Here is a 15,133-nt window from a genome sequence, read left to right on the forward strand (position 1 = left end):
AGACGGCCTTATTTGCGGCGGCGTGCGGCCATAATTTCGCCGATTTCGGTCAGTTTTTCTTTGGGGATAAAGGTTTTGCCCATATCAAACAGCGGCTCTTCAATCGCCAGATGAACATCATATCCTGCGACAAAACGTTTGAATGCTTCAGCATCAGGGATATAGGCGTTGTCCGCTTCAAGCTTGGCAAATTCAGCCGCTACACCGTCCCAGTTGCTATGCAGGCTGACATGTTGGCGCAACAGCTCGTCAACGCTTTCTTGAGCTTGCGGCGCATATTGCAACAAAAGCGGAAAAAAGTTTTCTTCTTCATCTTCATGGTGCAACGGCGCGGCAACGTTGAAATACTGGGCAATTTGGCGGATGGTTTGCAAAACGACTTGATTGCAGCCGTTTTCGGCAATATAGTCCGACAACATGGCAATCTGATTGCAGAAACGGCGCACTTTGCCGTGGCAGGCGTACAGCATTTCAATGGGTTCGGCAAAAGTAACGCTTTTGGTTTCAAACGGATTCATAGGATTTATTCTTAAATTAATGTTTCCAGATTATAACAAAACAGCCTGCGCAAGGCAGGCTGTCTGTTTTCGAGCTTTAGGCGGATTAGTCAACCAAAGTAACTTTACCGTTCATCAAAGCGCCGTGACCTGGGAAGGTGCAAGCGAATTTGTATTCGCCGTCAGCCAGTTTGGCTGGATCCAGAGTCAAAGAAGATTCTTCGCCGCCACCGATCAGTTTGGTGTGGGCAACAACACGTGCATCATCAGGTTTGACGTAGTCAGTGTCAGCTGCGCCAACGCCATCTTTGAAAATACCGTCCATGTCTTCAGCTTTACCGATGACAATGTTGTGACCCATGCTGGTTTTAGGTTGGGTACCGGTGTGTTTCAGGGTGATGGTGAATTCTTTACAAGCTTTGCTTACTTGGATTTCTTTAGTGTTGAACTGCATAGCGTCGTTGGCTTCAACAGTAGTCGCGCAGTTGCCGGCAGCAGGAGCAGCGGCAGCGTCGGCCGGAGCGGCTTCAGAAGCAGGAGCTGCATCAGCAGGTGCAGTAGTTTCTGCGGGGGCAGCTTCGGAAGCAGCAGAAGCAGCAGGGGCTTCTGCAGGTTTTGCAGCTTCTTGAGAGCATGCAGCCAAGCCGATAACGGCAGCGGAAATCAGAGCCAGATAAGCTTTCATTGATGTATCTCCTAATGATGAGAGTTTTGTTAAGTTCTATTAATAGCACCACACGAATATATTAATAAAAGGCAAACGCCAAACTAAAATTTATCCGCATAGCGTGATGTGAAATTCAGGCGTTATTTTGCTACAAACTTCACACGAAATCAAAGTTTCAAGCCAAGTTTACATCAGTTTACCTAAAAGAAAACAGATACTTTCTAGGTCGTATTTCTTTAGTATTAGATACTATCAGCCGAACGATATAAATTTTAACATTTATTAACTATAATCTCATTTAACATAATTTTAACGGCTATGCTTGCGTACCAATTCTGCCAATGCCGCCGCCAATTCGGGATGTTTGCCTTCCAATTTGGCTGCCGCCTCATCGAAGCTGTCTAAAGCTGCCTCACTCAATCGCAAACTATTGGTTTTCAGCTGAGCCGGAGGCTTGGGAACTACCCTGACCACCACTTCCCTTACGCCTGCATGCAATGTTTGCAACTTGGGCAACATGGCAGGCAGGATCATTTTCAAACGCGAAGCAGCCATATTGTTGGCGGCAAGCAAGACCAATCTTCCGTCTTCTACGCAGGCCGTCTGAAAATGCGGATGCAGGTTTGCCGGCAAAACCGTTTTGATTTTTGCATCCAATTTCCGCCATTGTTGCGATTGTTGCAACAAGCCCGCCAATAAATGATCGCGTTTGCCTAATTGTGCTAAATCCATAGTTTCAGACGGCCTCTCAGTGAATTAACCAAACAATTACAATTGAAATACAGCAAAACCGCCTTTATTTCAAACAGCATTACCGCGTTATATAGGCGCTTGTGTTAAAATCCCAGTTTCGCCCACTATTATATCAAGGCGCAGGAATTATTCATGCTGACAAACATTGCTAAGAAAATCTTCGGCAGCCGCAACGACCGCCTGCTGAAACAATATCGTAAATCCGTTGCCAAAATCAACGCGCTTGAGAAACAAATGCAGGCCTTGAGCGATGCAGAACTGCAAGCTAAAACAGCCGAATTCAAACAACGTCTCGCCGACGGACAAAGCTTGGACGACATCTTGGTCGAAGCCTTTGCCGTCTGCCGCGAAGCATCGAGCCGTGTATTGGGCATGCGCCACTTCGATGTACAGCTGATCGGCGGTATGGTCCTGCACAACGGTAAAATCGCCGAAATGCGTACCGGTGAAGGTAAAACTCTAGTGGCCACCCTTGCCGTTTACCTGAATGCATTGTCAGGAAAAGGCGTCCACGTTGTTACCGTCAACGACTACCTCGCCTCCCGTGACGCAAGCATTATGGAGCCGTTGTACAACTTCTTAGGCTTAAGCGTCGGCGTGATCGTCGCCGATTTGCAACCTTTCGAACGCCAAACTGCTTACGGTGCCGACATTACTTACGGTACAAACAACGAATTCGGTTTCGACTACCTGCGCGACAATATGGTGACCGACCAATACGACAAAGTTCAACGCGAATTGAACTTTGCCGTTGTCGACGAAGTGGACTCCATTCTGATTGACGAAGCACGTACGCCGCTGATTATTTCCGGCCAGGCGGATGACAACATCCAGCTCTACCGTGTGATGAACGCCGTTCCTGCCCACCTTATCCGCCAAGAAACCGAAGAAGGCGAAGGCGATTACTGGGTAGATGAAAAAGCACACCAAGTCATCCTGAGCGAAGCCGGTCACGAACACGCCGAGCAAATCCTGACTCAAATGGGCTTATTGCAGGAAAACGATTCGCTCTACTCTGCCGCCAATATTTCCCTGATGCACCACCTCATGGCTGCATTGCGCGCACACACCCTGTTCCACAAAGACCAACACTACGTCATTCAAAACGGCGAAATCGTGATTGTGGACGAATTCACAGGCCGTCTGATGGCCGGCCGCCGTTGGTCCGAAGGCTTGCACCAAGCCGTTGAAGCCAAAGAAGGCGTAGAAATCAAACGCGAAAACCAAACGCTCGCGTCTATTACCTTCCAAAACTACTTCCGCCTGTACAACAAACTGTCCGGCATGACCGGTACGGCCGACACCGAAGCCTTCGAGTTCCAAAGCATTTACAACCTCGAAACCGTCATCATCCCGACCAACCGCCCTGTACAACGTAAAGACTTCAACGACCAAATCTTCCGTTCAGCCGAAGAAAAATTTGAAGCCGTCGTCAAAGACATCGCCGAATGCCACAAAAACGGCCAACCGGTTTTGGTCGGTACAACCAGCATCGAAAACTCCGAACTGGTTTCCCGCTTGTTACACGAAGCAGGTTTGCCGCATAACGTTCTGAATGCCAAAGAACACGAGCGCGAGGCATTGATTGTAGCCCAAGCCGGTAAAGTCGGCGCAATTACCGTTGCCACCAACATGGCAGGCCGCGGTACCGATATTGTCTTGGGCGGCAACCTCAAACATCAAATCGAAGCCATCCGTGCCGATGAAACCTTGAGCGAACAGCAAAAACAAGCGCAAATTTCCGCCCTTGAAAGCGGTTGGCAAGCCGAACACGACCAAGTTGTGGCCGCAGGCGGTTTGCACATTATCGGTACAGAACGCCATGAAAGCCGCCGTATCGACAACCAATTGCGTGGTCGTGCGGGCCGTCAGGGCGACCCCGGCTCCAGCCGTTTCTATCTGTCGTTTGAAGACCCATTGTTGCGCCTCTTTGCGCTCGACCGTGCCGCCGCCATCCTCAACCGTCTGGCACCTGAGCGCGGCGTTGCCATCGAACACGGCCTGCTGACCCGTCAAATCGAAGGCGCACAACGTAAAGTCGAAGGCCGCAACTTCGATATGCGTAAACAAGTTTTGGAATACGATGACGTTGCCAACGACCAACGTAAAGTGATTTACCATCAACGTAACGAAATCCTGACCAACAAAGACGTCAGCGATTTGACCCGCGAAATCCGCGCCGACGTTATCAGCGACTTGGTTGATTACCATATCCCACCTGACAGCATGGAAGAACAATGGGACATTCCGGCACTGGAGCACCAACTTGCCGCCGATTTCCGCCTGCATGTCGATATTAAAGGCTGGCTGAAAGAAGACAGCACTTTGGACAACCAAGACATTAAAGAACGCCTCATCAAACGCATCGAAGACGAATACGCCGAAAAAGTCGAATTGGTCGGCAAACAGGCTATGTCTGACTTCGAACGCAATGTTATGCTGCAAGTTATCGACAACCAATGGCGCGAACACCTCGCCGCCATGGACTACCTGCGCCAAGGCATCCATCTGCGCAGCTATGCTCAAAAAAATCCGAAACAGGAATACAAACGCGAAGCTTTCGCCATGTTTGAAAACCTGTGGCGCAGTATCAAACAAAACATTGCCGCTTTGCTGACCGCCGTTCAAATCGAGCGCAACAGCGAATACGACCACACCGCCGCACAAAGTGTCAGCGATGTTCAAACCGTCCACTCCGATGCGCCTGATATGGAAGAATTGCTCGGTCAATCGCAAACCGATTTGGTTACCGAAGCGTTCGACCCTGACGGCACAGACTTCAGCCCTGAAGCGCTTGCACAAAACGGCCTGATTGTTCACCGCAATGATCCTTGCCCTTGCGGCAGCGGCCTGAAATACAAACAGTGCCACGGTAAATTGAACTAAGCAGTCATCTCAAAAGGCCGTCTGAACGGTGAAACGAGAATCTTTGATTTCGTTCTCACATCTGTTCAGACGGCCTGAGAATTATCCAAATAAGCAAAAAATTTCCAAACCCAATTTCAAAAGAGTATCCCTATGGCAGGAAATACCTTCGGACAAATCTTTACCGTTACCACTTTCGGCGAAAGCCACGGCGCAGGCTTGGGCTGCATCATTGACGGCTGCCCGCCCGGATTAGAATTGAGCGAAGCGGATATCCAATATGACCTTGACCGCCGCAAACCCGGCACCAGCCGCCACGTTACCCAACGCCGCGAAGCCGACCAAGTCGAAATCCTCTCCGGCGTATTCGAAGGCAAAACCACCGGCACACCCATCGCCCTCCTAATCCGCAATACCGACCAACGCAGCAAAGACTATGGCAATATCGCCACCAGCTTCCGCCCCGGACATGCCGATTACACCTACTGGCACAAATACGGTACACGCGACTATCGCGGCGGCGGTAGAAGTTCCGCCCGCGAAACCGCTGCCCGCGTTGCAGCTGGAGCAGTCGCTAAAAAATGGCTGAAAGAAAAATTCGGTACGGAAATTACCGCCTACGTTACCCAAGTCGGCGAAAAAGAAATCCAGTTTGAAGGCTACAAATATATTTCCCAAAATCCTTTTTTTGCAGCAAACCAAAGCCAAATTGAGGACTTGGAAAACTATATGGACAGCGTGCGCAAATCATTGGATTCTGTCGGCGCAAAACTTCATATCGAAGCAGCCAACGTCCCTGTCGGCTTGGGCGAACCGGTTTTTGACCGCCTCGATGCAGAAATTGCCTACGCCATGATGGGCATCAATGCTGTCAAAGGCGTGGAAATCGGTGCAGGTTTTGATAGCGTAACGCAACGCGGCAGCGAGCATGGCGACGAGCTCACGCCACAAGGCTTTCTATCCAACCACTCAGGCGGCATCTTGGGCGGCATCAGCACCGGACAAGACATTCATGTGAATATTGCCATCAAGCCTACCAGCTCTATCGCCACACTGCGCCGCAGCATTGATATAGAGGGCAACCCTGTCGAACTTGCCACACACGGCCGCCACGACCCCTGCGTTGGCCTACGCGCCGCTCCGATTGCAGAAGCCATGCTGGCCTTGGTATTGATTGATCACGCTTTACGCCATCGTGCGCAAAATGCCGACGTTCAGGTAAATACACCGGACATTACCAAACTGAAGAAATAACCGTTTATTTCTGAATATTCTCAGAAAAATTTAGCCAAATCACAGTCTTTATACTACAATAGCACCTTATTGCCGTATGACGAAAATACGGATTTATATTAGAGGAATACAACCGCAATGGCACAAGAAACCGCTTTGGGCGCTGCGCTGAAATCTGCCGTCCAAACCATGAGCAAGAAAAAACAGACAGACATGATTGCCGACCACATCTACGGCAAATATGATGTATTCAAACGATTCAAACCGTTGGCCGTTGGTATCGACCAAGACTTGGTTGCCGCCCTGCCCCAATACGACCCTGCACTGATTGCACGCGTACTGGCCAACCACTGCCGCCGTCCACGCTATCTGAAAGCCCTGGCTCGCGGCGGCAAACGTTTTGACTTGAACAACCGCTTCAAAGGCGAAGTCAGCGCAGAAGAACAAACCATCGCCCAACAGCACCCAGCCGTTCAACAGGCATTGGCTGCACAAGCCGAACGCCAAGCCGCCAAGGCTACCACTGAAGCAGAAGCGGCTCCTGCACAAGCTGAGATCAACGAAGCTGCTGAATAATGTTCAGACGGCCTGATAAGGCTCATACTAAATAGAAAAAACCCCAGTTCAATACGACACTTAAACGTCGATGGATTGGGGCTTTTTATTGCCTTAACCTTATAGTAGGCTGATTAAAAATAGCTTTGTTTATATCCTCACCAAGCCAAGTTTTGAAACCAAAATCTTTTCTAAGCTATTCCCAATAAGGTATTTCTCTATTACCTTGGTTATTCTTGTATCAGTTCAAACATTGAACAACATGATTTATGCATCGTTAAAATAAACTAAAATCTACCCCTTACAAAAATAAGCAAAGGCCGTCTGAAATCGATCTTTCAGACGGCCCTTTTAAATCAAATAATCAATTAAAACACTGCTTGCAAAATCAAATAGCTGACAACAGACAAAATGGCAGCAGCAGGCAAGGTAATAACCCAAGCAAGGCCGATCGGTTTCATCAATTTCCAGTTGGCATTGCGGTTAACCAAGCCGATACCCAAAACTGCACCCACCAAGATATGGGTACTGGAAACAGGCAAGCCCATAAATGATGCGGCCATCACGACGGCAGCAGCAGAAAGCTCAGCAGAAAAACCTGACGCGGGGTGCATTTCTGCCAAGCTGGTGCCAACGGTTTTAATCACTTCTTTGCCGACAAACCACAAGCCGACGATCAATGCGATACCAAAAGTCAACATGGCAATAGGCGGCACGGCGTTTTGAGCGGTAATGCTGTTGGTACGCAACACATCCATAATCGCGGCAAACGGACCAATCGCATTGGCAATATCGTTCGCACCATGGCTGAATGCAAAACCGCAAGCGGTAAATACCTGCATCCATGAGAACATTTGAAAAGTCGATTTATCCAAATCTTTGCGTTTTAAACTTTTGGCAAATACAAACGTACCCATCCAAATAGCCGCGCCAATCATGAAAATGGTCAGGAAGCTGTTGACGTTGCTCATACCCAAATGCAGATTTTTCAGACCTTTGAAAATCAACATTGCCGCAATCATCATGCCACCGACAGAAGCAATAAACGGCACCCAGGAATGCAGCGCTTTGTAAGAATCTACTTCACCCTTACGGCTGTCAAAGCGGTGCAGACCGCGATAATACTCAGACTGCAATTCTTCAGGATCAAAGTCCGGCTCATCATAGATTTGGGCATCATGCGCCATTTTGGTGGCGTATTCGACTTTTTCAGATTCACTTAAGGCTTCAAAAAACAGGCGATGCTCTTCTTTATAAGCTTTCTTCTCCAGCTTGATGCCTTTGAGCGTATTATCAGCCCAAGAGTTGTAGTCTAAAACATTTTTCTTAATTCGTGAAAACAACAGATAGGAAACGATGCCGCCCAAAACCGGAGACAATATCCAAGATAAGGCAATTTCGCCCAACTTGTCCCATTGAATCAGCGCAACGGAATCCACACCGTTCAATGCCGCCATACACAAAGCACTACCGACGATACCGCCGATAATGGCATGTGTAGTGGAAACCGGCAGACCTTTGTGCGATGCGAAAAGCAGCCACAATGCCGCAGCCAAAAGCGCAGACATCATAATAAAGACAAACTGCATTGGATCCAGATGCATGCCATTCAAATCGACAATACCCTTACGGATAGTATCTGTTACCTCGCCGCCAGCAATCACTGCGCCGCTGACTTCAAATACTGCCGCAATCAGCAAGGCTTGCGGAATGGTCAAAGTGCCGGAGCCGACACTTGTACCGAAAGAGTTGGCAATATCGTTGCCACCCACATTAAACGCCATGAAGACGCCGAAAAAGGTAGCAAGGATAAACAGGCCGGAGTGGTTGTAGTGGGTATAACCCAAGCCCCAATAAATAAAATAGCCGACCATGCTCACAAGCATAGCGGCAAAAACCGTATTAATCAGCTTCAAGTTCGCACTCGACTGAGTTTGAGCCATGGAAAGTTTCCTTTTGGAAAACATGTTGAGTCGCGTTATTTTAACCTTTTTGTAATCTTTCTTGCACCAACTATTTACATTAAATGCCGAAATTCCCGTAAAAACGTCAAAAGGCGTTAAAATGTCATTTTACCTTCTCTTTCTGTAACCGAAATGCAACCCCAATACTATATCGGCATCATGTCCGGAACCAGCATGGACGGCGCCGATGCCGTACTGATTCAAATGCAAGGCAAGCAATGGCAACGCGCCGTTGCCCACAGCTTTTTACCCTATTCAGACGGCCTGCGCCAAGAATTGTTGGCACTGCAAAATATAGGCGAAAATGAATTGCACAGAAGCAATATCCTGGCTCAAACACTCAGCCGCCTATACGACCAAACCGTCCAGCAACTATTGGCAGAACAAAACCTGTCGGCCAAAGACATTGCCGCAATCGGCTGCCACGGACAAACCATCCGCCATGCGCCTAAACACGGTTACAGCATTCAACTGGTCAACCTCCCACTATTGGCCGAACTGACCGGCATTTTCACGATCGGCGACTTCCGCAGCCGTGACCTTGCCTGCAACGGTCAAGGTGCGCCCCTCGTCCCCGCTTTTCACGAAGCGCTGTTTCAAGATGCGAATGAAACCCGTGCCGTACTCAACATTGGCGGCATTTCCAATATCAGCATCCTCCCGCCCGACAACCCTTCTTTCGGCTTCGATACCGGCCCCGGCAATATGTTGATGGATGCATGGATGCAACATATTTGGCAGCAGCCTTACGACAAAAATGGGGAAAAAGCCGCACAAGGCGAAATCCTCCCTGACCTGCTCGTTTCCCTGCTCGACCATCCTTACTTCAGCCGCCCTTATCCGAAAAGTACAGGTCGAGAGTTGTTTTCCCTAAGCTGGCTTCAAGGCCGTCTGAAAGGTGATGAAAAGCCAGAAGATGTGATACGCACATTGGTCTTTTATACCGCACAAACCATTTTTGATGCGACCAAACAAGCTGCTCCGGCGATTCATAATCTTTATATCTGCGGCGGCGGCATCCGCAATCCGATTTTGATGCAAGACTTGGAAACCCTGTTTTCTCCCAACACCAAATTGCACAGCACAGCCAAGCTCTATCTTGACCCGCAGTGGGTCGAAGCAGCCGCTTTTGCCTGGCTTGCAGCCTGTTGGTGCAATCAAGTTCCGAGCAATCCCCACCATGCAACCGGCGCACATTCACACCGAATCTTAGGCTCAGGACATTACGGCAACTAAAGTTGAACAAATAAAAAGGCTGTCTGAACATTTTCAGACGGCCTTTACTATATTAGCCTTTACTTATTCTTCTTCCGGCAAACGGTTGATTTTCACACGGGCAATACGTTGCCCATCCTTCTCAACCACTTCAAAACGCCAGCCATGATAATCGATGAAGTCGCCCACATCAGGAATACTTTGCAATTCTTCCATAATCAAGCCGGCAACGGTATGGAAATCCGCGTCTTCCTCTTGAGCAGGCAGGTTTAATTGAGAAGCCAATTCCACATACTCCAATGCACCATCCACAGACAGCGTTTCATCCTGACTGGCCGGAGCAGCTTCTTCTTCCTCACGCTCGAATTCCTCGGGGAACTCACCGGCAATGGTTTCCAACAAATCTTTCATAGTCACCATACCCAGCACCGCGCCAAACTCATCCACCACCAACGCATAATCCGCGCTGCTTTGACGGAACAATTCAATCGCATTCAACGCCGTCGTACTATCCGGCAAAATCAACGGCTGGCGCAAGGCCGTCTGAATATTGATTTCTCCCGATTCAAGCAGCTGGTTCAGCAAATCTTTTTTACTGATATAGCCCAACGGCTCATCTACACCTGCCTTACCAACAACCAACAAACGGCTATACGGCGTATTTTTCAACTGCGCATTTTGTTCTTCCCGACTTTGGGAAATATCCAATTTCTCGATTTCCCGACGCGGAATCATCACACCCATAATCGGACGCTCCGCCAAAGTCAGCACGCTGCGAATCATGGATTTTTCGTTTTCTTCAAAATGCTCGTCATCGCCGCCATTATCGCCTGCTTTTGCCAAAATGCTTTCGCGGATACCCATCATGCCCAACACATTTTCAGCGGTGCGCTTACGCCAAGAAGTGCTGATGTAGTCATTTTTACGGGCATTCTTTTGCGAAACCTGATTAAACAGTTCGATCAAAATCGAGAAGCCGATCGCCGCATACAAATAGCCTTTCGGAATATGGAAATGGAAGGCTTCCGCAATCAGACTGAAACCAATCATCAACAAGAAACCCAAACACAACATCACGACGGTCGGATGCTTGTCGACAAAAGCAGTCAACGGTTTGCTGGCGGAAATCATCACCGTCATCGCCACAACAACCGCACCCATTGCCACCACAATATGATCCACCATCGCCACTGCCGTAATGACAGAATCGATAGAGAAAACCGCATCCAAAATCAAGATTTGCACCACAACGCCCCAAAAAGCAGAATGCTTCTTCTGCCCTTCAGCAACAGCAAATTGATTGTGGCCTTCAAGGCGTTCGTGCAACTCAGTAGTCGCTTTATAAAGCAGGAAAATACCGCCGGCAAACATAATCATATCTTTACCGGAAATCTCCAAGCCTCCCAGCTCAAACAAAGGACGCGTCAGCGTCATGATGTGCGCCATAAAGCCCAGCATGAAAATCCGAATAACAACGGCCAAACCCAAGCCCGTTATCCGCGCCCTATCACGTTGCGATGGTTTAACCTTGTTTGCCAAAATCGCTACGAAAACAAGGTTATCAATACCTAAAACAACTTCCAAAACCAGAAGCGTGGCAAAGCCTATCCAGGTATGCGGCTCTGCCAACCAACTGAAATCCATAATGATTGTGTTCCTTTAAAATACAAAAAGGCAGCCGTTCCGCTTAAAACGGACAGACTGCCAAAGTTCGGACATAAATAAAGGGAAAGAAGCGGTATAACAACTACTCTGCTCTGCGTCTTTCATGAAAAATTTATGCCTCGGTCAAAAATAATGGCAAACAGTTTATCAGTTTGACGAAAGAAAGGCAAAGTCTGGCAGCATATTTTCTTTTAAAAACAGCCTATACCATCACTTACCAGCTTTCAGACGGCCTTTTCTTACTTGATAAAACCATCAATCGGCGCATAACCCAAGAAATCTGCCTGATCATTCAATATCACAACCCATTCTTTACTGCGCGCACTGGTAAATGGCAAGAAATACAATTCTTTTCCATCGTTTTCCAGCGAAGCCTGTTTAAAAATTGACTCCTCACTCATGCCACGGGCTTTTGCCAAGACAAATAACGGTTTCATTGCCTTACGAATTTTCTCACGTTCCTGCTGCGAATCTGGCAACCACCAAGAAGGCCTCATACTCGGTTCAACACCTTTCAAAGACAAATCAAGACTTTGGTTAGCTTCATCCGGACCCGTTGCTTCACGCAACCCAACACGACGCGCGCCAAACCAAGATAAATCCTGCAAATCCTTCGGGGCATGGCTCAAATCATTTACATCAATTTCTGCAGCAGTTACCACATTTATCCTATCGGTTTCAAATGCAGCAACCACTGGACGTGCCAAAGATACACTATATAAACCATAAATCAAAGCAGCCAGCTGAATCATGCCGATTAAGGAAAAATCAACAATCCTCTCTTTAAGTTTCTTGCTCGGACTGGCAAGAATCAAAGTCAGCAACGGACCACAAACAATATCTACTGAAATGACCAGTTTATATAAAGCCAATCCACCTGTCAGCTCGGCATACGGATAAGGATACCAAACTCCAAATACCAACAAAGCGGCCAATCCTGCCAAAATCAGACTAATCAACAAGTGCCATGCCGCATTTTTTAATGCGAACCGAAAGCGTGATAAAGAATGTAATGTATGTGAGTTTTCCATAAATAACAATAAGATATTATTTTTCTATAAATATTATGTATAGCTTAAAAAATAAATGAGATATTTAAATATGCTGGTAGGCCGTCTGAAAATTGAAGCATTAAGTACAACCATCTCACCACGCATTATCAATATGTTAAAAATACTAATAAATAGATAAAATAAAAACCACCATGCAACATGGTGGTTTTAAAATTTGGCTCCCCGACCTGGGCTCGAACCAGGGACCTGCGGATTAACAGTCCGTCGCTCTACCGACTGAGCTATCGGGGAATTAAAGATGGAATTATATAGAAAATATCAGAAATCTGTCAAGCAACAATCTATATAAAAACAAAAATATTTTTAGGGGCTGTACTAGATAACCAGAATAAATTCTGCTTTACTAATTGTTTTAAAATAGAAATTTGAACTTTTATTTCACCATGGTTAAAACGCCATTCACATTCCTTCAAATACAGCTCAAAATGATCTTTGGGAATGCCGTTAAACTTACGTAAGTGGCGTTTTGCCTGATTCCAAAAGTTCTCAATTCCGTTGATGTGATTTTGTCGATCAGCAAAATGTGTGCTGTGATTAATGCGAAAGTGGCTAAACTCACTCACATCAAGTACGTCATAGCTTTTGTAACAATCAGTATAAACAATACTGTCAGGCTTTACTTGCTCACGTATTATCGGCAATAAAGTGGCAGTTTGTGTATTGGGCACAGCAACGGTGTAAACCTTGCCGTTGCGCTTCAGAAGCCCGAATACAACCACTTTGCTGGCTGCACCGCGACCGCGTTTGCCTTTGCGCTGCCCGCCAAAATAGCTTTCATCAACTTCTACTTCGCCATCAAACATTTCCAGATGCGGGCTGTTATGAAAAATTAGTACACGTAAACGATGAAAGTAATAGGCTGATGTGTTTTTATTAACACTGACTAATTGCGCTGCTGTGCGTGCGGTAACACCTGCAATAAACAGCTCAATCAGTTTGTTTTGTTTGTACTGACTTAAACGGCTTCTTCTCATAGGGATTATTCTAACCTGAAATTAGATTTCCCTAGTTATCTAGTACAGCCCCTATTTTTATATCTTTTTAATTTATAAAACTTTTATAAGATTTCAGCAATTTGTTTGGCTGCACGTTTCGCATCTAACAAAATCAAGCCCAATTTACCGCTTTCTTTTGCCATCAATGCCAACACTGCTTTTTCACCTGCTTGACTCAACAGAATATAGCCGTTTTTACCTTTAACCATTACCTGATCCAACTCACCGCAAGCCAACTCACGCACGGAACGATTGCCCAATGCCAAAAGCGTTGCCGACATCGCGCCTACACGGTCTGCATTCAGGTGGGAAGGCAGCATGGTTGCGATCGGCAGGCCGTCTGTAGAAATAACTGCAGAAGCAGTGATATCAGCAGAGGTATTGTTCAAATCGCTTAATACAGAGATTAATAGTTGTTGCATAGTCGCTCCATTCTAAAATAAATATCGGTCAGGCAAAAATCAACGGCTGCCGTATCGGTGGTACAGCACTTTAACCAAAGTAACAAAAGCCTCTTTATTTAAGTCAGGCATTCCGCCAATTACCAAAATCAGCTTGGTCATGCCAATATACAGAGGGAAAAAGGTCAATTCACTTTGGCCTGAAGGATCACAAATACCCCATGCGCTATTATTGATATGCAGGTTATTGCGAATCAAAAGACGGTGATTGTCTTCCATTTTGGCCACTTCGCTCGCCAAAAGGCCCAACTCTTCCGCAGCCTCGTGATGGAAATTGGCATTGGCAAAATACAAACCGTTTTCATCAGCCAATAAAGCTTTGCCAGAATTAGACAACTGTTCCAACAATGTAGGCAATTGCTCGTCAGTCAAATGGATATCGTCTGTGCTGATTTCCTCATCACCATACAAGAATTCCAAGCGTTGGAGACGGTACAGCAGATTCAAAGCGGTATTGATGTCGCTGGTATCCGCCCACGCCAAGATTTTTTCGCTGCTGATGGTTTCAGACGGCTCTGCACGCAACAGACCATACAATAAAGTTCTGCTGGCACTGGGCGTATCACTTGAAACAGCATAATACGCACCCGCCGGTGTAATCTTAGGATATAAATTTGCTTGTAAAGAGAGTGTCGCTTCCATCTTATACCTCTAATCCGGGGTCAATTGAGAACAACATGGCAGTAACCAATTGTCTTACATCGTCTTTTCGACGCGCATCAATCTCAAAAACCGGTACATTAAAATTATTCTGTGCTAAATATTTTTGATAAACATCCACGCTTGGTAAGGATCGGATATCCATCTTCGTCACCCCTACAACCAGAGGCGCTTTTTTCAGCAACTCCCGGAATGCATCCAAGAAGAATTGCAAGTCTTTCAATGGATTGCTTCTTGTATTATCCAAAAGAAGCACCAAGCCCATACTGCCTTGGCTCAGAATTTCCCACATGAAATTAAAACGCTCCTGACCAGGTGTACCATACAGGTGAACCTTAGTTTCCTCATCCAAATGAATGACACCGTAGTCCATCGCCACAGTCGTGTACCCCTTACGGACAAGTGTAATATCGGATGCGGATGCATCGGTTTGAACCGGAGGTTCATCAGATAAAGCTGAAATTGCAGTGGTTTTACCTACGCCAACAGGACCGGTAAAGATAATTTTATTTTCTTTCATGACGTGTCCT

Annotated in this window: 14 protein-coding genes and 1 tRNA gene; 4 read left to right on the plus strand and 11 right to left on the minus strand. The window is 46.9% G+C overall.

All coding sequences use genetic code 11. The features are described 5' to 3' along the window. Positions 1-8: 8 nt before the first annotated feature. The 3 genes from ACTHTA_RS00340 to ACTHTA_RS00350 all read right to left on the minus strand — a co-directional run bounded on the left by ACTHTA_RS00340 (position 9) and on the right by ACTHTA_RS00350 (position 1,896). A complete protein-coding gene (locus ACTHTA_RS00340; protein ID WP_254346978.1) occupies positions 9-518 on the minus strand; it encodes a hemerythrin domain-containing protein in 510 nt (169 codons plus the stop codon). Between the two features lie 85 nt (positions 519-603). Next, on the minus strand, positions 604-1,182 hold the full coding sequence (azu, locus tag ACTHTA_RS00345; RefSeq protein ID WP_003684449.1) for an azurin: 579 nt from the start codon (positions 1,180-1,182) through the stop codon (positions 604-606). A 291-nt stretch (positions 1,183-1,473) separates the two neighbouring features. Further along, a complete protein-coding gene (locus ACTHTA_RS00350; RefSeq protein ID WP_308887206.1) occupies positions 1,474-1,896 on the minus strand; it encodes a DciA family protein in 423 nt (140 codons plus the stop codon). Positions 1,897-2,049: 153 nt separating this feature from the next. On the opposite strand from ACTHTA_RS00350, the gene secA reads away from it, so the two are divergent. From secA to ACTHTA_RS00365, 3 genes are all read left to right on the plus strand, one after another. After that, on the plus strand, positions 2,050-4,803 hold the full coding sequence (gene secA, locus ACTHTA_RS00355; RefSeq protein ID WP_308887205.1) for a preprotein translocase subunit SecA: 2,754 nt from the start codon (positions 2,050-2,052) through the stop codon (positions 4,801-4,803). Positions 4,804-4,935: 132 nt separating this feature from the next. After that, on the plus strand, positions 4,936-6,036 hold the full coding sequence (aroC, locus tag ACTHTA_RS00360; protein ID WP_308887204.1) for a chorismate synthase: 1,101 nt from the start codon (positions 4,936-4,938) through the stop codon (positions 6,034-6,036). Between the two features lie 117 nt (positions 6,037-6,153). After that, entirely contained in the window at positions 6,154-6,591 is a 438-nt protein-coding gene (locus ACTHTA_RS00365) for a ProQ/FINO family protein (protein WP_070749366.1), read from the plus strand. A 347-nt stretch (positions 6,592-6,938) separates the two neighbouring features. On the opposite strand, the gene ACTHTA_RS00370 is transcribed toward ACTHTA_RS00365, so the two are convergent. Continuing rightward, positions 6,939-8,513: an inorganic phosphate transporter gene (locus ACTHTA_RS00370; protein ID WP_308887203.1), complete on the minus strand. Its 1,575-nt coding sequence runs from the start codon at positions 8,511-8,513 to the stop codon at positions 6,939-6,941. Between the two features lie 153 nt (positions 8,514-8,666). On the opposite strand from ACTHTA_RS00370, the gene ACTHTA_RS00375 reads away from it, so the two are divergent. After that, positions 8,667-9,770, plus strand: a complete 1,104-nt coding sequence (locus ACTHTA_RS00375) for an anhydro-N-acetylmuramic acid kinase (protein ID WP_440364133.1) — start codon at positions 8,667-8,669, stop codon at positions 9,768-9,770. Between the two features lie 63 nt (positions 9,771-9,833). Here ACTHTA_RS00375 and ACTHTA_RS00380 read toward each other — a convergent pair whose 3' ends face one another. The 7 genes from ACTHTA_RS00380 to ACTHTA_RS00410 form a co-directional block, all read right to left on the minus strand. After that, positions 9,834-11,393 carry a TerC family protein gene (locus ACTHTA_RS00380; protein WP_308887201.1) on the minus strand — a complete coding sequence of 520 codons (1,560 nt, stop codon included), beginning with the start codon at positions 11,391-11,393 and terminating at the stop codon, positions 9,834-9,836. Positions 11,394-11,653: 260 nt separating this feature from the next. Then, positions 11,654-12,445 carry a fimb protein gene (locus ACTHTA_RS00385; protein ID WP_308887200.1) on the minus strand — a complete coding sequence of 264 codons (792 nt, stop codon included), beginning with the start codon at positions 12,443-12,445 and terminating at the stop codon, positions 11,654-11,656. Between the two features lie 197 nt (positions 12,446-12,642). Then, positions 12,643-12,718: transfer RNA gene (locus ACTHTA_RS00390), tRNA-Asn, on the minus strand. Positions 12,719-12,768: 50 nt separating this feature from the next. Further along, positions 12,769-13,461 (minus strand): IS1595-like element ISNesp1 family transposase, encoded by a 693-nt coding sequence (locus tag ACTHTA_RS00395; protein ID WP_308887199.1) that lies wholly within the window; start codon positions 13,459-13,461, stop codon positions 12,769-12,771. Between the two features lie 83 nt (positions 13,462-13,544). After that, positions 13,545-13,904, minus strand: coding sequence for a roadblock/LC7 domain-containing protein (locus tag ACTHTA_RS00400; protein WP_003684442.1), 360 nt, complete (start codon positions 13,902-13,904; stop codon positions 13,545-13,547). A 39-nt stretch (positions 13,905-13,943) separates the two neighbouring features. Continuing rightward, a complete protein-coding gene (locus ACTHTA_RS00405) occupies positions 13,944-14,585 on the minus strand; it encodes a hypothetical protein (RefSeq protein ID WP_003679679.1) in 642 nt (213 codons plus the stop codon). Position 14,586: 1 nt separating this feature from the next. Next, a complete protein-coding gene (locus ACTHTA_RS00410) occupies positions 14,587-15,123 on the minus strand; it encodes a GTP-binding protein (RefSeq protein WP_003684400.1) in 537 nt (178 codons plus the stop codon). Positions 15,124-15,133 lie beyond the last annotated feature (10 nt).

It is taken from the genome of Neisseria sp. P0013.S005, from assembly GCF_051958425.1.
Classification (GTDB): Bacteria; Pseudomonadota; Gammaproteobacteria; order Burkholderiales; family Neisseriaceae; genus Neisseria; species Neisseria subflava.

Coding starts and splice junctions, on each gene's coding strand:
- ACTHTA_RS00340 (WP_254346978.1), bottom strand. CDS start 518: ATGAATCCGTTTGAAACCAAAAGCGTTACTTTTGCCGAACCCATTGAA.
- azu (WP_003684449.1), bottom strand. CDS start 1,182: ATGAAAGCTTATCTGGCTCTGATTTCCGCTGCCGTTATCGGCTTGGCT.
- ACTHTA_RS00350 (WP_308887206.1), bottom strand. CDS start 1,896: ATGGATTTAGCACAATTAGGCAAACGCGATCATTTATTGGCGGGCTTG.
- secA (WP_308887205.1), top strand. CDS start 2,050: ATGCTGACAAACATTGCTAAGAAAATCTTCGGCAGCCGCAACGACCGC.
- aroC (WP_308887204.1), top strand. CDS start 4,936: ATGGCAGGAAATACCTTCGGACAAATCTTTACCGTTACCACTTTCGGC.
- ACTHTA_RS00365 (WP_070749366.1), top strand. CDS start 6,154: ATGGCACAAGAAACCGCTTTGGGCGCTGCGCTGAAATCTGCCGTCCAA.
- ACTHTA_RS00370 (WP_308887203.1), bottom strand. CDS start 8,513: ATGGCTCAAACTCAGTCGAGTGCGAACTTGAAGCTGATTAATACGGTT.
- ACTHTA_RS00375 (WP_440364133.1), top strand. CDS start 8,667: ATGCAACCCCAATACTATATCGGCATCATGTCCGGAACCAGCATGGAC.
- ACTHTA_RS00380 (WP_308887201.1), bottom strand. CDS start 11,393: ATGGATTTCAGTTGGTTGGCAGAGCCGCATACCTGGATAGGCTTTGCC.
- ACTHTA_RS00385 (WP_308887200.1), bottom strand. CDS start 12,445: ATGGAAAACTCACATACATTACATTCTTTATCACGCTTTCGGTTCGCA.
- ACTHTA_RS00395 (WP_308887199.1), bottom strand. CDS start 13,461: ATGAGAAGAAGCCGTTTAAGTCAGTACAAACAAAACAAACTGATTGAG.
- ACTHTA_RS00400 (WP_003684442.1), bottom strand. CDS start 13,904: ATGCAACAACTATTAATCTCTGTATTAAGCGATTTGAACAATACCTCT.
- ACTHTA_RS00405 (WP_003679679.1), bottom strand. CDS start 14,585: ATGGAAGCGACACTCTCTTTACAAGCAAATTTATATCCTAAGATTACA.
- ACTHTA_RS00410 (WP_003684400.1), bottom strand. CDS start 15,123: ATGAAAGAAAATAAAATTATCTTTACCGGTCCTGTTGGCGTAGGTAAA.